Here is a 21,937-nt window from a genome sequence, read left to right as displayed (position 1 = left end):
AATTGCGCAAAAATTCGTTGCACTCGGGCAACGGCTGCCAAATATTTTCCGTGAAAACTCGGGCAAGGCAATGACCTGGCGTGATTGCAAATGATTTAGCGTGACTAGCCCGGGCAAATTCCCTATATCCGCCCGGGCCACATTTTTTTGTCGTGACGACATGATCTCTTTCGGCGCGCTGTTGCGTCTGAAGGAAGTTAAATGTTGTTTGCCCTTGAAACCCGTACCAGGGACGAAATCGCCCTGGAAATTCTGCGACTAGCTCGCCGCGACGAACGTATGACTGGGCTTTGGCCGAAAACTGAACCCGTGATCATGGTTGACCAGCTGGCGGGCGGGCACAGCTTGGAAAAGAACTGGCGCCTGATAATCCCTTACGGGTGTGGTGAGGAGCTGGCGGCATCACTGCAAGACGCAGCGGCCGCGGTGCAAGCCAAATGGCGGCTGCAGCTGCCTTTTCTGGGCTCCAGCGCCTTTTATTTGCGCTAATCGGGTTTCCTCTGTGCCTTACGTTTGTGACCCTTAGCGTGCTAGGTGCGATCCAGAATTCACTTGACCCGGAGATCACTCTCGGTGGGAAGGAAGTCGCACGCAATGCTAGACGGGCTAAATGGGGGCATGATTTGTGTCTCTACTAACCGAAGAAATCTTCCGACGTTCCGAATGCATGTGCGAGCCGACGCTGGGATTCTTTACGCGCCGAGTCAAGTAGCTCCGTCATGCCCCAACTCTTTACGTATTTGCCAAAAAAATCTTCGAATAGTATTGCAGATGTAGAAGGGTCTTTATTTTTTGAGACTGCTTCTTTCAACAGCAGAGGTAGCACGACCGCACCCGATGCTACTGCAACACTCAAGCGTTCATAGGTCTCGACGGACAAAATGAATACGTTGTGCAGTGGCATATTGCTGCGGCACTCTTCATCAGGGTAATTAAACTTGTCTGCCGGATACAGCCGCAGGAGTTTTTGTCCGTCGCCCAGGAAAAGCTCACGGCTTGTCACCACCAGGAGAAAGTCCTCCGCAGCGCGGGTGCACTGTGAGAATCGGCTCGCGGGAAGTCGAACAGATTTTCCTACCTTCCAAGCTTGCTTAATGCCGTCGCGAACTCGCTTGGTTTTCTGATACGCCTGCATTTCATTGTCAGTTAAAAGCACATCATCACCGAAAAGTGCCATCTTCGCCTCGACAAAGACGTTGCACTCACCACAAGGAATGATCGCTTCAACGACGGGAGCCCTCTCCCCTTCTATCTTGCAGTATTCGTCTTCGATGATGGTGTTACTACTCATGGTCTGAGCCAGTTGCCACACGTATTGTTCGAATAGTCGGCTGAATGGCTCCGTATAGCCGCCCTGCAGCGGAGTGAGCTTGAGATGCACGATTTCCTCGAGTGACCTTGCCAATAGAAGTGGGTGCCATGTGCCGTAGTGCCCGTTGCGCATCTTGAACAAGGGATACCGCTTCAGATATGGCGCCTCGTAGAGTTCCTGGCGAAGCGGCAACTGCTGCATCTGCCCTTCACGGAGCAGGTCAGCGCGCAGACCCGGCAGGTCACGAGCAACAAGATTCCAAAACGCATCGATGCTTGCCCCATAAGCCGGACGTAGCTGCGCGAACCAGTTGGGTGAAAGGGGGAATGCACGAGACATTCCCGCGGCGAGGGCACCGAAGGCGAGGTCCATAAAATGCTCAGGGGGTAGCCCAAGGTACTCCAGAAACTGCCGCTGAGAAGGCTTTGATCTCGACTCGCGTGCAATCAATGCTGGCCATCGGAAGACACCCCAACCTTCAGGACGTTGGAAATCGAATTGCTGGAAATGCGACCGCATCATCAGATGAAGGTTTTGCGGCGGGTGTTCGCGGTATTCGCTGCCAACCAGTTCTTGCACACCTCGACGTAAATTGTCGAACTCCTGTGGGGTGATTCGCCGACCGATGCGCAGCCGGACTTGCGGATCGCGTAAGGCCCACTTTACGAGCAGCAGGATATGCCACGGAGCGGTTTGTAAGGCCTCAAGCCGATTCGGGTACTCCGCCCACAGAAGACGCAATGCCGCATCCACGACAGACGCAGCACTATACCTGCGTATTTCGCGAAGAATGGCTTTCTGCAGATCATTTTCGCTTAGCGCTGGGGCCAAAAGCGGAGAGCTATGGTGGTATGTCGGAATCATCCGGAACTAAGCTCCCATAAACCCGATTTAAAGCGAACACCATACTTAGTCAATGCGAGTTCATACGCCCATATTCCCACTAAACAATCTTCCTTGTTGGCCTTCGAAGCTGGCACCTAGCATCCGTAGATATGGTTCGATCTCTTCTTCATTGAAAAGAGCAATTTGCTGAACGGCAGGGACGCTTCGCTCATACATCAAGCCGAGCCGAATCAAGGTGTACAACAGCATGGCATGTCGACATTTGACTTCAAGTCTCCCGTCAGTCATCGCGTAATCGATCTCCAGCGCCCTTCTGCTGGCATGAGGAAGTGCTGGATGTGGAGTTAGCACGAGCATGAGGATCGTGTGCCATTCCTGATCTTCTGCAACCGGTATAGCGCTCTGTCCTCCAACTTGAACGGTACTAAGACGTGCAATCACAAAGTCGCGGAATTTGTTGCGAGTGTGGCAATAGGCTCGTACGTGCCAACGTTGTCCATCATGAGCAATCGCATGTGGCGAGAGGATTCGGTGGGTGGCTTCTTCTTTGCCCATGGTTTGGTATTGCACATTGATCATCCGTCCCTCGCGAATGGCATTCAAGAGAAGCATCAACACAGCGCCATCTACCTCTCTGCCTGGCGTTGGGACGGTTGCCATAGGCGGAGACCATCGCACAAAACTCGACGCCGCTTCCATCGTGCCAGCGTCCAAAGCAAGCAACTCATTGAGATAGGTCTTTGATGCGCTTCTCTGGTAGATGGGGTGGAAGTACTCGGTCCGGATATAGGCCTTCGCCTTTGGGTCGTATTTGAGGTTGTCAGGAGCAGTTTCTGTGTACTTGGACAGGTCTACCGATGCCTGCGGCAGCGATATGTTGAAGAACTCGACCAAGTCGGATCGATTCACTCGCCCCTCCCACCGCAGCCGAAAGTCGATGAATTTGAGCCTCCGGTCCTGGCTCCAGCTCAGCGGTTCAGGCTGATCGCCTGGAGGGCCATAGACGGATTCGAAATGTGTTTCCATACAGGTTATGATTATATTAGTTATGACGATCACAGTAAATATGACCTAGAATATCCCAAGCTTAGCAAAATTCGCGATTTGCGCTGTTACTGCTGGCAACGGAGGTTTTGTGGCAGATTCTGTTCAAAAATGCTCTTTAGGGGTGGTAAGCCACCCTGCGGAGTGGTCTTTATGACTACGTCAAGCCTGAATCCCCTGGAAAATGTCCAGGAGCCTAGAAGCGGTCGCTTTCAAATTCTGGCGCTTTCCGGTGGTGGCTACAGAGGTTTGTATACGGCCAAGATCCTGGCTGACCTAGAAGCCGAGATGGGTGGAACCCCCATTGGTCGGCGATTTGACCTCGTCACGGGCACTTCTATCGGTGGGATCTTGGCCCTCGCCATAGCGATGGAAATTCCAGCCCAGCGCATGGTTGACCTCTTTGTCGAGCATGGTGAGGAAATTTTCAAGAAGCGGCGATCCTTCTGGGGCGTATGGCGTGCGCCCTATTCGCCCGTCCCTCTCAATCGACTGCTTGCCGACAAGGACGTGTTCGGCGAGCAGTTGCTTGGCCAGTGCCAACACCCCGTCATTGTCCCGTCGATCAACTATTCGACGGGTATGCCTGTGGTTTTCAAAACCCCTCACCATCCTGATTTCAAGCGTGACCATTTGCATCGGCTTGTCGACGTCGGGATGGCGACAAGCGCCGCGCCGGCCTATTTCCCCCGCCACTGCTTCGGTAATAGCCAGTATGTGGACGGCGGGCTCTTCGCCAACGCACCAGGCTTACTGGGGGTTCACGAAGCCCAGACATTCTTTGCCCGCGATGTCAAAGACGTGTGGATGCTCTCGATTGGCACCCTGTCGTCCCGCTTCACGGTCGATCCGCGTGCGAACCGGCGGGGCGGGACGATGGACTGGGGCGGGCTCAGTCCGGCGGAGACGCCAAAACGGCTCTTTGGGCTTGCGATTTCGGTCCAGGAGTCACTGACAGATTTCATCGTCAAGCACATGCTCGGTGAGCACTACGTCCATCTGGACGATGAACTGACGGACAAGCGGGCGGGCGCCGTGGCTCTCGACAAGGCGAACGCAGCTGCTCGTGAGGTCTTGCTTGGATCAGGCGCGGAGCGTTCGAAGGCCGCGATCAGCAATTCGAAGATTCAGCAATTCCTCTCCCACGCGCCGGCACGCGCGATCTTCCACTACGGCGCAAATGCCGCTCCCAAGGTGTAATCATGCTCAAACTCAACAAGTTGTTGTATCTGTCGACCGACCGTCAAGTTTTCAGCGATGAAATCGAGCCCACGCCCGATCAGCGCGACGAGCTGGCGCAAGCGAAAAATGACATACGGGATCACCTGCGATCGGGCATCGCTGCCGCCACAGTTTCATTGCTAGGCATGCCGCGGCAAGTCGAACCGCGCTTTCGCACGCAAGGCTCGTGGTCATACAAAACCTGCGTGCAGCCACCCTACATGCCTCCACAGGAGATGGATTGGGACTTCGGTGTTTACCTGCCTGTCGAGGTATGGGAGGAAAAAGGGCCACCTCACGCCATGGCCAAAGCCTATTTTCTTTTAGTCGAAGGCCTTCTAAAAAAACTGTGCGAAGAAAAAAAGTGGGCGCTGCTGCCTGGCAAAGCTACTTGCATCCGCGTCAAGATCGCGTCGTGGGGCCATATCGATGTACCGCTCTATGCAGCACCGGCAGAGCAGTTCGCCCAGATCAGGGAGAGGGCGATGAACAAGTCCTGGAGCAGTAGCGTTCATGATTCCGCCGCGCTGTCTGAAAGCGTCGAGTTCGGTGAGCTTCCACAGCAGCTCTGGGAGGACCTTGACTGCGTGATGCTAGCCACCCGGTCGGGCGAGTGGATTCCCTCGGACCCAGAGCACGTGTCGCGCTGGTTTAACGACCGTGTTGAACAACATAGCGAGCAGTTGCGTCGCATCTGCCGGTATGCCAAGGCATGGCGCGACCATCGCTGGCCTAATGGTGGAGGACCAACATCTGTCGCGATCATGATCGCGATAGCCCAGAAATTTATCCCTCAACCTGGCCGTGACGACATCGCATTCGAAAATTCAATGCGCTTGTTCTCTGAGGCCATAAAAACCGATATTCGGGAAGCCGGCATCGACCAGGGCAAGGAGGCATTCAATCGATTGTCTCCTCAGGAGCGCGAGGATGTTTCGAGTAAAGCTGCGCTATGTGCGGCTGCCATCGAGCAGGCCCGAAATCGTGCCGACTATCAAAAACAGTTGGCAATCGCGGACATGCGTGACCACCTCGGCGACCGCATTCCTACCGATGAGGAGCTCGTTGATACTGAAACAGCGGTGGCGGCCATCCTGGCAGTAGCGCCCAAATTGGTGGTCCCGCCGGTGGTGCGGGCAACGAGTGCGGGGTAATGGCTGGTCATGCCTGCGAATGAACGACTTGGCAGCGCTCTGCGTGAGCTTGCTGCCCGAGGCTTCGTTGACCGCGGTATGGTCAAAGGGTGGCGCCTCTACAAAGGAAGTCTAACCCTCTCGGCTGGGGACCTTCCTATCTTGTTCTTTATCAAGGATTGGAATTTTTTCGACTATCCTGAGATTCAAGTGGTCGACGGACTTCAGAAGTTTCCACGTCTGCGGCCTCATCTGAACAATGACGGTGGGCTGTGCTACTTTGCACCAAAGAGTGTGGTGCTTGACCGATACGACCCAGCCACGGCGATTGCGCAGTGTCTGGAACAAGCCCAGTCTGTACTCGAAAAGGTCTTGAAGGACGAGGCGTACCGGCTCGGCGATCTTCAGATCGAATTTCTGGTGCACTGGGGCAAGGAAGACCCGCAGCCCATTCGGGTGTACATGGGAAGTTCCACGCGCGGCGTGCAGTCGGCATCTATCAATTTCCTCACAAAAGACAGCGGAAGAGTGGCGGTCATTGCCGACACGAGTGAAGACGCGAAGGTATTGGCCAATTCCATGGCACTCGGTGAGTTGCTGCCTAGTTCAAACCGTTGCTGGATTTTTCGGTCTACCCGCCTGCCACCGGTTCCGGCCCAGTTCCCCCGCACGGTGGCCCAGTTGTTTGAATGGCTCCGCGAGTGGGACATGAAAATGTATAACGAGATTCAGCATCTTCTGGGGCAAACGACAGCGTATGGCTTCAAGATGTTGCCAATGGCCATCCATAGCCCAGTTGGATGGATTGGTTTTATGTTCGAAGTGGAGAGCGCCATGAAAGGCGCTACCAAGCCCTCCGAATGCAAGAAGCGCCTGCACGATCATGGGAAATCCATTGACATTCACCGGCTCTCATTCACGGACATCAGCCCGGGATTCGTGCACAGCCGTAATCTGAGTTTCCGAGATCTTAGTGGCAAGCGCATCACGCTGGTCGGATGCGGGGCGATTGGTTCCCATCTGGCTGCGGCGCTTGTTAGGCTGGGTGCAGGCTCTGAAGGCGGACTGTTGCGGTTGCTAGATAACGACATCTTGGGTCCAGAGAACTTGGGACGTCACTACCTCGGCTATGACTCGTTGGCACAGGCAAAGGCCCGCAAGCTACGCACCGATTTGCTTAGGCAGTTTCCGCTTGCGAATATAGAAGCCGTTAGTGCGGATGTGGTGGACTGCCCTTCCCTATTCGCCACTGATCTGGTCATCGATGCTACCGGCGAGGAAGCAGTAAGTGAGTACCTCAACGAAGCCTGGCTTGACGCCGGGAGCAAAGTTCCTGTGCTGTACGTCTGGATCAAAGGCAACGGCGAATGCGTTCAGTGTTTGTGGACCGACAAGGAGGAACTGGCCTGCTTTCGATGCCTGAAGGAGGTCAACCCTGCCGTCCATCGGCAGGACCGCTTCCCGATCCTCAAGCGGCCGCCTACCAGTAAAGTGCTCGGTTGCCACTCCTTTACACCGTATGCGGTGTCCGCGCCGATGCACGCGACGGCCCTTGCCGCGGACATCATCTGCGACTGGCTGAAGGGTAATCCCAGTCCACGGTTTCGGACCCGCAAAAGCGAGAATGCCGACCTGTTTGCCGTGGAAAATCATAACCCACTGCGTCTGGCCGGCTGCCCGGCCTGCCTGACGCCATGATGCTGCAGCACCCGCTCATCTCCACGGCCCGGCTGCTCATTGATGATGCTGTCTTGGAAGTGGTAATGGGGAATCGCCAGCTGAAAAGCACCGATGCTGAATCAGGAGGAATTCTTCTAGGCCTCCGGCGTGACGACCATCTGCACGTGACGGGCTTGACCACGCCCTACCCCGATGACAAGCGCTCTCGCACGAGTTTCCAGCGAAAGGATAAGGGTCACCAGGCCAGAGCCCTTGCCGGCTGGCTAAATTCCGGCGGCGTCGTGGACTATATCGGGGAGTGGCATTCCCATCCCGAACGACACCCGTCACCTTCGCCAATCGACAGCCGCGAGTGGAATTCCATCTGCCTGTTTCAGCGCAAGCCCATGGTGTTTCTGATCGCTGGAACGCTCGCGCAATTGTGGTTGGGCGTGGGCCACAACCGTGACATCCGCCAGGCACTCCCGCTTTTGGCTTGACACCGCTTCATACAACAGGAGGAGACTCAAATGGGTAAAGCTTCGCGACTTTTCAATGGCCAGGCCGAACATACGCTGTACGAGCGTGTTACCCCCACGACCGAGCAGCGAGAGTTTTTGCAGCAGCAGTGGAATGAACTCGCTGACTACCTCAAAGCCGAGTTGACCGGGTACGGTTATCCCATCACTACGTGGCTGCAGGGCTCCTACAAATACGGTACTTTGATCAAACCGGTTCATCGAGACGAAGAATACGATGTGGACTTGGGAATCTATTTCGATTGGGATCCCAAGGCAGTGGAGATTGCACCGACGGCGCAGCAACTACGGACATGGGTGCAACGGGAACTGCTGACATTTAAATTGGGACATCCCGCAGTCAAGGACGTGGCTGACCCGCCCAAGGAGCGTTGTTCCAGGGCAATCTATGCGAAACGTTTCCACATCGACACCCCGACCTATCATCTTGACTCCAAGAGGGAAAAACGTGAGCTGGCCACCCTGTCCGGTCAATGGGAAGACAGTGATCCTAAGGCCATTTATAAATGGTTTAAAGGTGTGGTGAGTGGAGACGAGCGAGAGCAACTCAGGCGTTTGATTCGGTACCTGAAGGCGTGGGCTGCAATTGCATTCGAGACCGCACCGGACTCGCGCCCCTCCTCCATCGTGCTTACCGTCTTGGTGGCTAACATCTACAGCGACGATATGTGGCTACAGCGGCTCATCACGATGGATGATGACGATGCACTTATTACCGTGATCAAGGAAATGCACAAACGCTTGAACAAAAACCGCGATGTGCTTAACCCTGTGAACACCAAGGAGTCCTTGAATCGGATTCCCTCCGAGGCATGGGGTGCGTTCCTGACACGCCTGCAACTGCTTTATGAAGCAGCTGAGTCCGCAGAAGCGGCGGAAGATGAAGTGGCAGCGGCATTAGCTTGGAGCGAAGCTCTTACCTATCTCATGCCCCTGCCCGAGACGGACGTCGTTGAGGTAAGCGATCCAGCTTCGACAACAGCCCTAATGCAGATTCCAGAAGTGAAAATTGAGGTCGCGACTGACTGGAGCTTCAAGAATATTTTGCAGACTCACCGCAATGAGGTACCTGGCGTCGCTAAAGGCCAGTGCTTGCGATTTACCATCATCAACCCTCAAATCATCCCAGCGATGGCCATGATTGAATGGACAGTACGCAATGAAGGGGAAGATGCTGACTATCTCGGTGATCTAGGGCACACCAGAGGTGGAATGCAGATGTTTACCGTCGAGGAAGGCACAAAATATGCCGGCAAACAATACATGGATCTTACTGTCCGTTGCAACGGATCGGTTTATGCCGTGAGACGGATTTCGGTGTTGATTGAAGATCGACCCGTGCTGTCAAAGCCAAAAGCAACGCCACGCGCCTGGACCACATTGCGCTCCCGTAAAGGTCGTCGGCGTTGACGTGCGAGTGATGAAGCGGCTTACACCGGCCGCTCAGCCAATCGCAATAGCTAAGCCTGGCAGCTTGGCGGTAGCGGAACCACTGCCAAGACCCTCGCCAGGCGTGGCTCTACCCGGGCTTTCAGTTCTGGCGACGTACTACACGCCTCCATGAAGTTGGAAAGTGCTGAAACGACGTCGTTCAAGAACGAGGCCGACCCAATCATCACCAGTCGTGGGTCGACTTCTGGGTTATGCATGTGCATGCCTCCATCGTGGTAGCCAAACAGTAAGGCCTCACCATAGCGGTCATGAAATTGGGCTGCAGACCCAAACGAATGGAGCATCGCGCACCGGGCGCCATAGACGTCGATCCCCCGATACTGATATGGTTGATCAGGGTGCCCCTTCAGATAGGCATCCACCCAGTTTATAAAATCCATTCGGCCTTGCGCCTCAACTCCGGCGGGGAGTGAGAGGAATGTCATGGTATCTATGCTGATGAACGCCATTGCGAGGGCGGCCGCAGTAGCGCCGGCGGCCTCGCAGCGGCGAATTTCTTCAGCCATACCTGGAATGCAGCGCCACATCGTTTAATTCTCGTTCTGCGTCACTGCAGAGCTTGGGCCTTGGAGCGAAATTCGTTCAGCAGGGAAGCGTCTCTCTGCTACCTCATAGCAGTCAACTCCCTCGCAATCACGGGACATCAGCTTAAGCCTGAGTTCCCCATGTGTTGGAGTATTTGTCCAATAGGAGCCGCGCAGAACAGTATTGTCGTCTTGCAGGCGTAGCTGTCCGGCGCCAATGGTTAGTTTGTTTTCGCTGCCGTAGTAACGCTTTAGCTCAAAAACATAGCTAAGCCGTGTCGATTCTGTTCGCGTATTTCGTATCAGTGCTTCAAGCTTTGATTCCCCTTCTTGCGAATTTGTGAAAGATTCAATGGACAGTGTCAGGTAGGTCTGCCGGATGACGAAGATGATCGGGATTTCGAGTGGGTTTTCCTTGCTCCTCTTGTAGTCCGAAAGAAGCACTCCGCGCCATACGCCGTGAACAATCGGACGCCCCATCCATCTGGCGATGAGAGAGGATTTCCACGCCAGCTTGTAAAAGGCGCCGAACACAAAAGTGATGATCGTCAATGCAGCAGTGAAGGAGCGCCACCCTGCTGTGATCGGGTCTGTTCCCATTAGTTGCCATTGGGAGAGGAAGATAAGCGCCCAAGCGAGCACTGTCAGCGTTGCAAACACCTTATGCAATCGCTGAAACTCGGTCAACGTCAAACTCAGGTTATTCATACTGGTTACCCAAAAGCATATGTAGCATTCCATCAGAATAAAAGCTAGCCTCACCGGCAGCCGAGAGCAGGGCCACCGAAATAACGCATGGAAGCCTTGAAGTCAATAGCGCTGTCATTTGACGCGCACCGGCCGGCTGATCATCGGCAGCGATCTCCGGTACATGGTCTAGGGGTGGTGCGATAAATTGTGCGATGTGGGTTAACGCAAGAGACTGAGCGTCAACTAGGTGAAAGCCATCGTGCCAGGGGGATGCTCTATCCGACACAGACGCGAGCGTTGTGGCAATTTCGTGCATGCCATGAATTGGCAGAGGAGGTTTTGTCGTGCCGGACCTTCCCAAAGGAGCAATTGGCAACTTTAACGGTGGTTTGTAAAACACCACGCCTATGCCTGCAAAGCCTGGCGTGCGAAGGCACTTGAGTTCCCTCAGTACTTCAATTGCTATGTTGTCCACCATGCTTCGCGCATTTAACACCGGAAGTCTGCCTTTAAGAAGCTATGGAGTAAAGAATCTTACGCCTGGAGCGTTCGACTATGAGCGTTTTGAAGACGCCGCTCCGCGCGTCGCAGTTGCTTTACCATGCAATCCTTTTTTCTTGGCGACTCCTGAGGTCTGATTAGCATGAGCGGCTTTGCGCAATTCAATAACTAGCGATTCGCTGGCTTGTATTCGTTCTCGCAGTGTTGCCAAATCGATGTCCGCGCGATGAACCCTCTCCTCCAGCTTAGTCTGCGTAGCATCCAATTCTTGGCGGCTGGCCTCGTGGCGCTCAATGGTTTCTTTGAGCATCCGTGCCGAGTATTTCGCCTCCTGACGAGCGCGATCCACCTCTTCCAGAAGGCGCTTTTCGTTAGCCGACGCCCGCTGCTCGATGCGCTGGCGCTCCTCAGCTAGCGCGCGAAGCTGTTCGTCGAACTGCCGCCTGCCCGCATCGCGCTCCTGAATCAGATTGGCGAGGCTGCTGCGGGCTTGCGCCAGGTCGCGGCCAGCCTTTTGAAGCTGAGCGGCCTGGTCTCGCAACTGGGACTTAGCCAACTCCAGGGCATGTTCTAAGGCGATACCCCGTTCGGTGAGCGCAGCTTCCCGCTGTAGGAGCTCCTGACGCGCGATATCCAGTTTCAGGCCTTGTTGGGCAAGCCTGTCGCGCTCGGGCTCGAGCGCCCTATCCGCTTCGTCACGCGCGGACGCAAGAGTTGCGGCCCAGATTTTGTCCAGCGCCTGGCGTAGTTCTTTGGGCGCGCCCTCCTCTACCTGGGCGCCTGCTAGCGCAACCCCGAGCCGGGGCCCCAGAGTGGCAAACCACGTCTCCAGCATGGGACTAACGGTATTTGGTGAGCCACGGCCGATCTTGAGGCGCACTCGCTCAATCGTTGGCCGTTCGCCGGCGGCGATCAAGGCATCAGCTGCGGCCCACACTTCGTCCTGCTGAACACCTCTCGTACTTTTCGATTGCATGACCTGGCTCCAGTGGGTATATTTACCAGCGATAAGAGATTGTTATCGTGATCTATTTGGTAATTGTGTAATACATCATACATAGCATGTATGAGATTAATCAAAAATCCGCCCTTAGCCGAACATGCGCCTGCCAGCCCTCCAAAAAGTCCCGGCCCTGCAGCCGACGGAGCTCAGCGACGTCACGCGGCGTGCGGTCGAGGATCTGCTGCGCGAGGGTGAGTCGAAAAACACCATGGCCAGCTACAAAAGTGCCCTGCGCTATTGGGCCGCTTGGTACGGCATTCGTTATGGCGGCCAGATTCAGCTGCCAGTGCCCTCCCCTTGTGTGCTGCAGTTCATCGTCGACCATGCCGAACGCACGACGGACAAGGGCTTGGTGTCCGAGCTGCCGGCCCTGATCGACCAGACGCTGGTCCAGGCCGGCTACAAGGGCAAACTGGGCGCGCTGGCCCACAACACCCTGGTCCACCGGATTGCCGTGCTGTCCAAGGCGCACCAGGTGCGCGAACTAAAAAATCCCTGCCAGGACCCCACGGTACGAGAGCTGCTGTCACGCACGCGCAAGGCCTACGCCAAGCGCGGCGCCCTCCCTCAGAAGAAAGAGGCGCTGACCAAGGATCCCCTGCAGGCCATCCTGGCCACCTGCAACGACTCGCTGCGCGGCAAGCGAGACCGCGCCCTGCTGCTGTTTGCCTGGGCCAGCGGCGGGCGCCGGCGCTCCGAGGTCACGGGAGCGGACATGCAATTCCTCAAACCGATCCCCGAGGGCTTTGTCTACAACCTGGCGTATTCCAAGACCAACCAGGCGGGCGTGGACCTGCCAGAGAACAACAAGCCGCTGCTCGGAGCGGCGGCCGCGGCGCTGACGGCCTGGCTGCAGGCTAGCGGGATTGAGGCGGGGGCGATTTTTCGGAGCGTGCGCAAAGGCGGGCACCTAGGTGAGGCGCTCTCCCCCGCCGCGGTTCGGGCCATCGTCAAGGAGCGATGTGAACTCGCGGGAGTCGCCGGTAGTTATTCAGCGCACTCGTTGCGATCGGGTTTTGTGACCGAAGCTGGACGGCAACAAGTGACGCTGGCCGACACCATGGCCATGACGGGACACCATAGCGTGGCGACGGTGATGGGATATTTTCGCGCCGATGCCTCTGTGAAGACTGCCGCAGCGAACCTCCTACCGTAGTACGACACCGAGGGCCATTTGCCCAAGTTCAGCTTCTGCGCCGTCAGTCTTGAAAAAAGCTCTTGACGGTTGGGTGTCATGTAACTAAGCTATAGCTTAATCTTTAGCTGTACTCCAAAGTGACACCACTGTCCATCGCCACCCTCCGAAAGAACATGAATCTGTCGCAGGCTGAATTCGCCCAGCTGTTCGGCGCGCATTTCATGACGATCTCGAAGTGGGAGCGGGGCATCGTGGCACCGAGCGCTTATCAGGAGGCATTGCTTCAGCAGTTTGAGCGCGCTGTGGAGGCCAAGCAAAAGCAAGCAGCCGAGGAAATCAAGAGGTTGTTAGTGGGAGCAGGAGTTGTCGCCGCTTTGGCGTGGTTGTTCACAGTAAAGTGAGGAAGTCATGTTCGGATTCAATGTTTCAAAGATGTTCGTCATCCGGCGGCGCAAGTTCCAGGGCCTGGTGTGGCATTACGGTCTGTTGCTTCCCGAAGGCCTGGTCGCGGAGTTTAGTGAGGGGGGCGTTCGGCTCATCCCGGTCAATATGTTCAGCGCCGGCATGGACGTAGAAACGATGCAAGAGCTATCACCTTCAACGCACTTCGATGTCCGTGCACGTCTTGATGCGGCAAGAAGGAACCCACGACAGTATGACCTTTTGCAATGGAACTGTGAGACGTTCATCAATTGGTTGATCGGTGAAGAGCCGCGCAGTGTGCAAGTGCGTTGGGTCGCATTTGTCGCAGCGGTGGCAGGCTTGGTATTCGCATTTTCCCGCTCTTAAATGCTTCGAAAGGCGCGCTGTCGAATCCAGTGCGATAACGGCGTGAATCTTTGATGTCTTGTCCGTGGTGGAACTTTTCCTTGCACTACCAGTCACAACATGTCCGTTAAACTTAAACCATGATCCGAAACCGTCGCCACCGCCTGATCACAGTGCTCCTCGCACTGGTCAGCCTGCTGTTCATGCAGCTGGCGGTGGCGGGCTACATTTGCCCCGGTTCCGGCTCAAAAATCGCCGAGGCGGCCGCGATGGCCGAAGCAGGCATGCCCTGCGCCGAGTCCATGCCACTCAGCATGGACGACCAGCAACCCAACCTGTGCCAAGCACACTGTCAGGCCGGTCAACAGTCTGCCGATAAGCACGAACTGCCCTCCCCTGTTTCCATTGGTGCCTTGCCTGCCGACTTCAGTTTGCAGGTCGCCATCCCGGCGTTTTCTGAAGCGCCGCTACAGGCGCCTCATCTACAGCGCACCACCGCGCCCCCTGTCTCTATCCGGAACTGCTGCTTCCGCCTCTGACCTCCCAGGCCGCCTAGCTCCTGTCTGATGCATTTTTTGTGCATCGACAGGTCGTTATTCGTGCTCTGGAGGTTTTATGTTTTTTCCCTTTCCGATTTATCGGACTGCCGCTGCTGCCTTGATGGTGGCCATGGCGTCCGCGTCGTGGGCCGCTGACCCTTTGACCCTGATCGAGGCGCAGCGCGTCGCCGTCGGCCGGTCCCAGCAATTGGCCGCCCAAGGGGCGCTGACTGCCGCTGCTCGTGAGCAGGCCGTCGCGGCCGGCCAGCTCCCTGACCCTGTGCTCAAATTCGGCATCGACAACCTGCCGGCCGACGGCGCGGACCGCGGCAGCCTGACACGCGACTTCATGACCATGCGCCGCATCGGCGTCATGCAGGAAATCACCCGCTCCGAGAAGCGCCAGCTGCGATCAGAACGGTTTGAACGCGACGCGCAGCGGGTACAGGCGCAGCGCCAGTTGACCCTGGCCAACCTGCAGCGCGACACCGCGCTGGCCTGGCTGGACCGCTATTACGTGCAGGCAATGCGGGAGTTAGTGCAACAACAGGTCGAAGAAGGCCGGCTGCAGGTGCAGGCGGCCGACATCGCGTTTCGGAATGGCCGGGGCAGTCAGGCCGATGTGTTCGCCGCCCGCAGCGCGGTGATCCAGCTGGAGGATAGGCTCAGCCAGATCGACCGGCAGTCACGCAGCGCCGGCTTGATGCTGGCCCGCTGGGTGGGCACGCCGGATGCGGAGCGCCCTCTCTCGGGCTCACCGCCCTGGCAAACCACAGCGCTGCAGAGTGAGGTTTCAAGCGAACACCTCAAGCAGCATCCTGACCTGCTGGCCATGAGTGCAGAGGTTGATGCAGTGGAAACCGACGCCAGGCTGGCGCAAGCGAACAAGCAGGCCGACTGGAGCATTGAGGCCAGCTACGCCCAGCGCGGCCCGGCGTACTCCAACATGCTCTCCATCGGCGTCTCCATCCCATTGCAATGGGACCAGAAGAACCGCCAAAGCCGCGAACTGGCCGCCAAGCTAGCCCTGGTGGACGAAGCCAAGGCCCGCTACGAGGACATGCTGCGTAGCCATGAAGCCGAAGTCCGTGGTTGGCTGAACGACTGGCAAACGGGCAAGGACCGGCTAACCCGGTACCGCAACGAGCTGATCCCCACAGCCCGTCAGCGCACCGAGGCCGCATTGACCAGCTACCGCACGGGCAAGAGCGACCTGAGCGGCGCGCTCGCAGCACGCCGCGATGAGATTGACATCCGTATGCAGGCCCTGACGCTCGAAATGGAAACCGCGCGCTCCTGGGCCCAGCTCAACTTTCTCGTCCCCGAACACAACATGCCGTCGCAACCCAAGGAACAGCCATGAACAAAAAATACCTCGTTGCCGCGCTGATCGCTGCCGGCGTTCTCGGCGCCGGAGGTTTCGGCCTGTACACCTTGGGCATAAAAAACGGCAGCAGCATGGCTACCGTCGCCACACCGGGTGGAGCACCGCCAACCCCGGCGGCCGCGCCCACAGCTGGACCCCAAAGCATCGCCGAGGGCGAAGAAGCCACCCGCCGCCACATCAGCGCGGGCCTCAAGGCCGGCGATACCGATCCGGCCAGTGGCCGCAAGATCCTGTACTACCAGGACCCCATGGTGCCGGGCAACAAGTTGGACAAGCCTGCCAAGTCGCCGTTCATGGACATGATGCTGGTGCCGGTTTATGCCGACAGCGATTCCGACCAGGGCAAAGTCACCGTCAGTCCACGAATTCAGCAGAACCTCGGGGTGCGCACCGCGGCTGTCACCGAAGGCACGCTGTCCCCTCAAGTCTCCGCGGTCGGCAACATTGCGTTCAACGAACGCGACCAGGCCACCGTGCAGGCCCGGGCGACCGGCTATGTCGAGCGCCTTCACGTGCGCGCCACGCTGGATGCTGTGGCCAAGGGCCAGCCCTTGGTGGACCTGTATGTTCCAGACTGGGTGGCAGCGCAGGAAGAGTTTCTCTCCCTCAAACGCATGCAAGGCAATGACCTGGGATCGCTGGTCGACGGCGCGCGCCAGCGCATGCGCCAGGCTGGTATGAGTGACGAGCAGATTCGCCTGGTGGAGGTCAGCGGCAAGACGCAGGCTCGAACGACGATCACGGCACCATTGGGCGGCGTGGTGGTGGAACTGCTGGCCCGCGAGGGCATGACGGTGTCCACGGGGATGACGCTGTTCCGCATCAATGGGCTTTCCACGGTCTGGGCCAACGCCGAGGTGCCCGAGAGTCAGGCGGCGCTGCTGCGCCCGGGCGCCAAGGTACAAGCCCGCAGCCCGGCTGTGCCTGGCACGATCTTCGAAGGCAAGGTGCAAGCCATCCTGCCGGACGTCAATGCGGCAACGCGCACGCTCAAAGCCCGGCTGGAACTGGCCAACCCCGGTTCACGCCTGGTGCCGGGCATGTTTGTGACCATGCAGTTCATGGACATGCGGGCCGAGAAGGCCTTGCTGGTTCCCACCGAAGCCGTGATCCAGACCGGCAAACGCACGGTCGTGATGCTGACCGAGGAGAACGGCCGCTTCCGGCCCGTCGATGTTCAAGCCGGCATTGAAAGCGGCGGCCAAACGGAAATCAAGCGCGGCCTACAGGCAGGCCAGCGTGTGGTGGTGTCCTCGCAGTTCCTGATTGACTCGGAAGCCAGCCTCAAGGGCGTGGAGGCCCGGCTCAACAGCGAGGCCGCCCCGCCACTGGCCCGGCACCCTGGTGAAGCGCAGGTGATCGCCATCGACAAGGACAGCGCCCTGCTGGCCCACGGCCCGCTTCCCACGGCCGGCATGGGCGCCATGACCATGGAGTTCAAGGCGCCGGCCGGCGGCATGCCGCGCAATGTGGCCAAGGGGGACAGGGTCCAGTTCGAGTTTGTGATGCCCAAGGACGGCGAGCCGACCTTGACCTCCATCACGCCTGTGGCGCCTGTTTCATCGCAGCTTCCCAAAACCTCCGCGTCGGGAGCCCAACGATGATGGCCCGCCTGATTCGCTGGTCTATCGCCAACCGTTTCCTGGTGCTGCTGGCTACGCTGATGATCGCGGCCTGGGGCATGTACTCGGTGATGAGAACGCCGCTGGACGCCCTACCCGACCTGTCGGATGTACAGGTCATCATCCGGACTACCTACCCCGGCCAGGCACCGCGCATTGTCGAGAACCAGGTCACCTACCCACTTACCACGACCATGCTGTCGGTGCCCGGGGCCAAGACGGTGCGCGGGTATTCCTTCTTTGGCGACTCCTATGTCTACGTGTTGTTCGAGGACGGCACCGACCTCTACTGGGCGCGCTCCCGCGTGCTGGAGTACCTGAACCAAGTGCAGTCGCGCCTGCCGGCGGCGGCCAAGGCTTCGCTGGGGCCGGACGCCACCGGGGTGGGCTGGATTTACCAATACTCCCTAATCGATCGCAGCGGCACGCAGGACGCGGGGCAACTACGCGCCCTGCAGGACTGGTTTCTCAAGTACGAGCTCAAAACCGTGCCCAACGTGGCCGAGGTTGCCTCGGTCGGCGGCATGGTGCGCCAGTACCAGATCGTGCTGGACCCGGACAAGCTCGCCGCCTATGCAATTCCGCATACCAAGGTGGTCGAAGCCATCCAGAAGGCCAACCAGGAAGCCGGCGGCTCGGTGCTGGAACTTGGTGAGGCCGAATACATGGTGCGGGCCTCTGGCTATCTGCAAAGCCTGGACGACTTCCGCTCGGTTCCGCTCATGACTTCGGCGACCGGCATCCCCGTGCGACTGGGCGATGTGGCCCGCATCCAGATCGGCCCGGAGATGCGCCGCGGCATTGGCGAACTGGACGGCGAAGGTGAGGCCGCCGGCGGTGTGATCATCATGCGCTCCGGCAAGAATGCGCTGGAGACCATCGCCGCCGTCAAAGCAAAAATCCAGACGCTGCAATCCAGTTTGCCCAAGGGCGTTGAAATCGTGCCGACCTACGACCGCTCGGGCCTGATCGAGCGCGCCGTGGACAACCTTACGCACAAGCTGCTGGAGGAATTCCTGGTCGTGGCGGTGGTGTGCTTCATTTTCCTGTTCCACCTCCGCTCGGCGTTTGTCGCCATCATCTCGCTGCCGCTGGGCATCCTGGCCGCTTTTATCGTGATGCACTACCAGGGCGTCAATGCCAACATCATGTCGCTGGGCGGCATCGCGATTGCCATTGGCGCCATGGTGGACGCGGCCGTGGTGATGATCGAGAACGCCCACAAACACCTGGAGCACTGGGGGCACGATCACCCAGGCGAGACGCTGGAGGGCGAAGCGCGCTGGCGGGTCATAGGCGACGCGGCGGCCGAAGTCGGGCCAGCGCTGTTCTTCTCTCTGCTGATCATCACCTTGTCGTTTATACCGGTGTTCACTCTGGAGGCCCAGGAAGGACGCTTGTTCTCACCGCTGGCATTTACCAAAACCTACGCCATGGCGGCTGCGGCCGGGTTGTCGGTGACCTTGATACCGGTGCTGATGGGCTACTTGATTCGAGGCCGGATTCCCGATGAGAAGTCCAACCCCTTGAACCGCGTGCTGATCGCCCTCTACCGGCCGATGCTGGAGGTGGTGCTGCGCGCGCCCAAGCTCACCTTGCTGGTTGCCGGCATCGTTCTAGTCATCAGTCTCTGGCCGCTGCAGCATATAGGCGGTGAGTTCATGCCGAGGCTGGATGAAGGTGATCTGCTCTATATGCCATCCGCACTGCCAGGCCTATCGGCCGGCAAAGCCAGCGAGCTGCTGCAGCAGACCGACCGGCTGATCAAGACCGTACCTGAGGTCGCCAGCGTCTATGGCAAGGCCGGGCGTGCCGAAACCGCAACCGACCCGGCGCCCATGGAGATGTTTGAGACCACCATCCAGTTCAAGCCGCGCGAACAATGGCGCACGGGTATGACCCAGGAAAAGCTGGTGGAGGAGCTGGACCGCATCGTCAAGGTGCCCGGCCTATCCAATATCTGGGTGCCGCCCATCCGCAACCGCATCGACATGCTGGCCACCGGCATCAAGAGCCCGGTGGGCGTCAAGGTGGCGGGGACCGACCTGATCACGATAGACCGGCTGACCGGCGAGATCGAACGGGCACTCAAAGATGTTCCCGGTGTCACCAGCGCCTTGGCCGAACGCTTGACCGGCGGACGCTACATAGACGTCAATATCAAGCGCGACGCGGCATCCCGCTTTGGCCTGAACATTGCCGACGTGCAATCGGTCATCAGTTCCGCCGTGGGCGGCGAAAACATCGGCGAGACGGTCGAAGGCCTGCAGCGCTTTCCGATCAATATGCGCTATCCCAGGGAAATCCGGGACTCGCTGGAGAAGCTGCGCAGCCTGCCCTTTGTGACGGAGCGCGGCCAGCGCCTGGTGCTCTCGGACGTGGCCGACACCCGCATCACCGACGGCCCACCCATGCTGCGCAGCGAAAACGCCCGCCTCTCGGGTTGGGTTTATGTGGACATCCGGGGTCGTGATTTGCGCTCGGCCGTCAAGGACATGCAAAGCGCTGTGGCGAACAAGGTCAAGCTGCCGCCGGGCTATTCCATCTCCTGGTCCGGCCAATTCGAGTTCCTGGAGCGCGCCACGGCCAAACTCAAGGTGGTGGTGCCGTTCACGCTGCTGATCATCTTTGTGCTGCTGTACCTGACCTTCAAGCGCTTTGACGAGGCCTTGCTGATCATGGCCACGCTGCCGTTCGCCCTGGTGGGCGGCATCTGGCTGCTGTACCTGCTGAGCTACAACCTGTCGGTCGCCGGCGCCGTCGGCTTCATCGCCCTCGCCGGGGTTTCTGCTGAGTTCGGTGTGATCATGCTGCTCTACCTAAAGACCGCCTGGGACGACCGGCTTGCCCAGGGCAAGACCACGGCGGCCGACCTGCTCGATGCGATCCAGGAAGGTGCGGTGCTGCGCGTACGACCCAAGGCGATGACCGTGGCAGTCATTCTGGCGGGCCTCTTCCCCATCATGTGGGGCACGGGAACCGGTTCCGAGGTCATGCAACGCATTGCAGCGCCCATGGTGGGCGGCATGATCACCGCCCCTTTGCTGTCCATGTTTGTGATTCCCGCCGTGTATCTGCTCATGCGAAGGCCTCGCGAACGCCGGGCCGCAGGCAGGCCTTTCTGGGCACGACGCCATCCCGTCGCTTGAGCTTGTTTTTCGTTAGTTTTATCAACCACTCTCAAAGGAGTTCTTCATGAAGAAAATCGTAATCGCTTCTCTCGTTTTTATCGCAGCGTCCGCCGGTTTCGCCCAGTCAAAGATGGGCGATATGAAGGGCATGGACATTGCGAAGAAGCCCGCTGCTGACGCCAAGGCCGCACATGAAGCGAACGGCACCATCAAGAAGATTGATACCAAAACAGGCAGCGTCGTAATCTCTCACGGTCCCGTCAGCAGCCTCAACTGGCCGCCGATGACCATGAGTTTTAAGGTCAAGGACAAGGCCTTACTTGGCAAGCTGGCCGTCGACAAGAAAGTTGACTTCGGGTTTGTCAAAGAAGGCGACGACTACGTTGTGACGACCGTGAAATAAATCTCCGACGGTCAGTCGCCACTCAGGATAATCCCGGCGCCAAACTCTTGGACCTGAGTTAATCCTTCCTATTTAAGCTGCCGTCGTCGTGGTCGAGCGATAAAAGCCACTGCACAGAAATGCTCGCGATTCCGCGGGGATCGAGTCACAATCGCTGGGCTTAAAACTGGTTCCCACTCCAGCGGGCGGTACTATTTAAGGAGGCATATGAATAATTACATGAAAATCGCAGCAGATTACTTCGAGGAATTTGAAGGTTGGCATTTATATCCGGGCTTGAAAAACAAGTATTTTTTATTCACGGTTGCCGCTGGTTTCTTCTGGCTGCTTTCTATTTGGTGGTTTTTGGCTTCCGCTGTAGAAAAAGAATCGCTGGTCTGGCAGACGCTTGCTGTTTTGGGATTTCAAATGTCGTGGATGCTATTGCTCGACGAACTTAAAAAACTGAAAAACACGGAAGTGTTGCGCCTTTCAGTAAACAAATACCAGCAATCGTTCAACAGCATCGATGATTGCAAATCATTTGTTCTCACTCGTGTTTTGAGGCTTGAGCAGGCGAAATTTCTGGCGGTAGCCAAAGAATGCCAGGACCTCCTAAGTCTCAAGAAGGCGTTCAAAGTTCGTCCCGAATGGAGCATGAATTTTCTTTGGCGAAAAATTTATGATCCTGAGTCCAAAGCCCGGCTTCTGGGCATTGTTCTGGCCTCCATTTCTGTACTGGCGGCACTGACTGTGCGCTCAATACCCGTTGAAATAGATGTATTTGAAATACTCTCCGATCGGATGATTCAAAGCCTCATCCTCTTTTTGGTACTAGCAGCAGCCTTGGCCTACTTCGTTCTAGTTGGCGTGCTTGCCGCCCTGCAATTCCTTGTCGAGGGTGCCACGATGTGGTTTGTTCGACTAGGCATTGACAAGGGAAAACACCTCACCCCTCTTTATTACTTCATAGGTGATTTGGTCCAACTACATGTCCACGCGACGACCGTTCCCGTGAAAATCAGGACTTTCTAATTTCGGAGGAG

General features: G+C 57.6%; 21 protein-coding genes. 15 read left to right on the top strand and 6 right to left on the bottom strand.

Going from position 1 to position 21,937, the window contains the following annotated elements:
* Positions 1-201 precede the first annotated feature (201 nt).
* Positions 202-489 (top strand): hypothetical protein, encoded by a 288-nt coding sequence (locus tag BLQ85_RS24055; RefSeq protein ID WP_139200851.1) that lies wholly within the window; start codon positions 202-204, stop codon positions 487-489.
* A 145-nt stretch (positions 490-634) separates the two neighbouring features.
* Here the strand turns inward: BLQ85_RS24055 and BLQ85_RS01620 are convergent, their stop codons facing one another.
* Together BLQ85_RS01620 and BLQ85_RS01615 are read right to left on the bottom strand one after the other, a co-directional pair.
* A complete protein-coding gene (locus tag BLQ85_RS01620) occupies positions 635-2,065 on the bottom strand; it encodes a hypothetical protein (protein ID WP_175456027.1) in 1,431 nt (476 codons plus the stop codon).
* Positions 2,066-2,236: 171 nt separating this feature from the next.
* The gene (locus BLQ85_RS01615; RefSeq protein WP_074575101.1) at positions 2,237-3,184 is read right to left on the bottom strand and encodes a WYL domain-containing transcriptional regulator; all 948 of its coding nucleotides are present in this window, start codon (positions 3,182-3,184) and stop codon (positions 2,237-2,239) included.
* A 171-nt stretch (positions 3,185-3,355) separates the two neighbouring features.
* Here BLQ85_RS01615 and BLQ85_RS01610 point away from each other — a divergent pair, with 171 nt between their 5' ends.
* From BLQ85_RS01610 to BLQ85_RS01590, 5 genes are read left to right on the top strand one after another with little or no spacing between them, the layout of a single operon-like run.
* On the top strand, positions 3,356-4,402 hold the full coding sequence (locus BLQ85_RS01610) for a CBASS cGAMP-activated phospholipase (protein ID WP_074574306.1): 1,047 nt from the start codon (positions 3,356-3,358) through the stop codon (positions 4,400-4,402).
* Positions 4,403-4,404: 2 nt separating this feature from the next.
* Positions 4,405-5,577, top strand: coding sequence for a CBASS cGAMP synthase (locus tag BLQ85_RS01605; RefSeq protein ID WP_074574305.1), 1,173 nt, complete (start codon positions 4,405-4,407; stop codon positions 5,575-5,577).
* Positions 5,578-5,586: 9 nt separating this feature from the next.
* Positions 5,587-7,254: a ThiF family adenylyltransferase gene (locus BLQ85_RS01600; RefSeq protein WP_083336691.1), complete on the top strand. Its 1,668-nt coding sequence runs from the start codon at positions 5,587-5,589 to the stop codon at positions 7,252-7,254.
* Positions 7,251-7,715 carry a Mov34/MPN/PAD-1 family protein gene (locus BLQ85_RS01595; RefSeq protein ID WP_074574303.1) on the top strand — a complete coding sequence of 155 codons (465 nt, stop codon included), beginning with the start codon at positions 7,251-7,253 and terminating at the stop codon, positions 7,713-7,715. Before BLQ85_RS01600 ends, BLQ85_RS01595 begins: the two co-directional genes overlap by 4 nt.
* Positions 7,716-7,745: 30 nt before the next feature.
* A complete protein-coding gene (locus BLQ85_RS01590; RefSeq protein ID WP_074574302.1) occupies positions 7,746-9,164 on the top strand; it encodes a CBASS cGAMP synthase in 1,419 nt (472 codons plus the stop codon).
* Positions 9,165-9,214: 50 nt separating this feature from the next.
* Here the strand turns inward: BLQ85_RS01590 and BLQ85_RS01585 are convergent, their stop codons facing one another.
* The 4 genes from BLQ85_RS01585 to BLQ85_RS01575 form a co-directional block, all read right to left on the bottom strand.
* The gene (locus tag BLQ85_RS01585; protein WP_074574301.1) at positions 9,215-9,712 is read right to left on the bottom strand and encodes a hypothetical protein; all 498 of its coding nucleotides are present in this window, start codon (positions 9,710-9,712) and stop codon (positions 9,215-9,217) included.
* A gap of 24 nt (positions 9,713-9,736) precedes the next feature.
* Positions 9,737-10,417, bottom strand: coding sequence for a Cap15 family cyclic dinucleotide receptor domain-containing protein (locus tag BLQ85_RS01580; RefSeq protein ID WP_217631794.1), 681 nt, complete (start codon positions 10,415-10,417; stop codon positions 9,737-9,739).
* A gap of 13 nt (positions 10,418-10,430) precedes the next feature.
* Positions 10,431-10,898 (bottom strand): hypothetical protein, encoded by a 468-nt coding sequence (locus tag BLQ85_RS24050; RefSeq protein ID WP_139200849.1) that lies wholly within the window; start codon positions 10,896-10,898, stop codon positions 10,431-10,433.
* A gap of 75 nt (positions 10,899-10,973) precedes the next feature.
* Positions 10,974-11,897, bottom strand: coding sequence for a DNA-binding protein (locus tag BLQ85_RS01575; RefSeq protein ID WP_074574299.1), 924 nt, complete (start codon positions 11,895-11,897; stop codon positions 10,974-10,976).
* A 124-nt stretch (positions 11,898-12,021) separates the two neighbouring features.
* On the opposite strand from BLQ85_RS01575, the gene BLQ85_RS01570 reads away from it, so the two are divergent.
* The 9 genes from BLQ85_RS01570 to BLQ85_RS01530 all read left to right on the top strand — a co-directional run bounded on the left by BLQ85_RS01570 (position 12,022) and on the right by BLQ85_RS01530 (position 21,926).
* Entirely contained in the window at positions 12,022-13,080 is a 1,059-nt protein-coding gene (locus tag BLQ85_RS01570) for a site-specific integrase (RefSeq protein ID WP_074574298.1), read from the top strand.
* 119 nt (positions 13,081-13,199) lie between these two features.
* Positions 13,200-13,463, top strand: coding sequence for a helix-turn-helix domain-containing protein (locus tag BLQ85_RS01565; protein WP_074574297.1), 264 nt, complete (start codon positions 13,200-13,202; stop codon positions 13,461-13,463).
* Between the two features lie 7 nt (positions 13,464-13,470).
* Positions 13,471-13,851 carry a hypothetical protein gene (locus BLQ85_RS01560; RefSeq protein ID WP_074574296.1) on the top strand — a complete coding sequence of 127 codons (381 nt, stop codon included), beginning with the start codon at positions 13,471-13,473 and terminating at the stop codon, positions 13,849-13,851.
* 119 nt (positions 13,852-13,970) lie between these two features.
* Positions 13,971-14,369, top strand: a complete 399-nt coding sequence (locus BLQ85_RS01555) for a hypothetical protein (RefSeq protein ID WP_074574295.1) — start codon at positions 13,971-13,973, stop codon at positions 14,367-14,369.
* A 76-nt stretch (positions 14,370-14,445) separates the two neighbouring features.
* Positions 14,446-15,732, top strand: coding sequence for a TolC family protein (locus BLQ85_RS01550; protein ID WP_074574294.1), 1,287 nt, complete (start codon positions 14,446-14,448; stop codon positions 15,730-15,732).
* Complete coding sequence (locus tag BLQ85_RS01545; RefSeq protein WP_074574293.1) at positions 15,729-17,360, top strand: efflux RND transporter periplasmic adaptor subunit; 1,632 nt, start codon at positions 15,729-15,731, stop codon at positions 17,358-17,360. The genes BLQ85_RS01550 and BLQ85_RS01545 overlap by 4 nt, the downstream gene beginning before the upstream one ends.
* Entirely contained in the window at positions 17,357-20,527 is a 3,171-nt protein-coding gene (locus tag BLQ85_RS01540; RefSeq protein WP_074574292.1) for an efflux RND transporter permease subunit, read from the top strand. Before BLQ85_RS01545 ends, BLQ85_RS01540 begins: the two co-directional genes overlap by 4 nt.
* Before the next feature lie 46 nt (positions 20,528-20,573).
* Entirely contained in the window at positions 20,574-20,912 is a 339-nt protein-coding gene (locus BLQ85_RS01535) for a copper-binding protein (RefSeq protein WP_074574291.1), read from the top strand.
* Positions 20,913-21,131: 219 nt separating this feature from the next.
* Positions 21,132-21,926: a hypothetical protein gene (locus BLQ85_RS01530; RefSeq protein ID WP_139200848.1), complete on the top strand. Its 795-nt coding sequence runs from the start codon at positions 21,132-21,134 to the stop codon at positions 21,924-21,926.
* The last annotated feature ends 11 nt before the right edge of the window (positions 21,927-21,937 follow it).

Origin of the sequence: Polaromonas sp. JS666 (genome assembly GCF_900103405.1) — a bacterium.
Lineage (GTDB): Bacteria > Pseudomonadota > Gammaproteobacteria > Burkholderiales > Burkholderiaceae_C > Polaromonas.
Note: the sequence above shows the minus strand (reverse complement) of the source record. Positions and strands in the feature narration are given on the sequence as shown.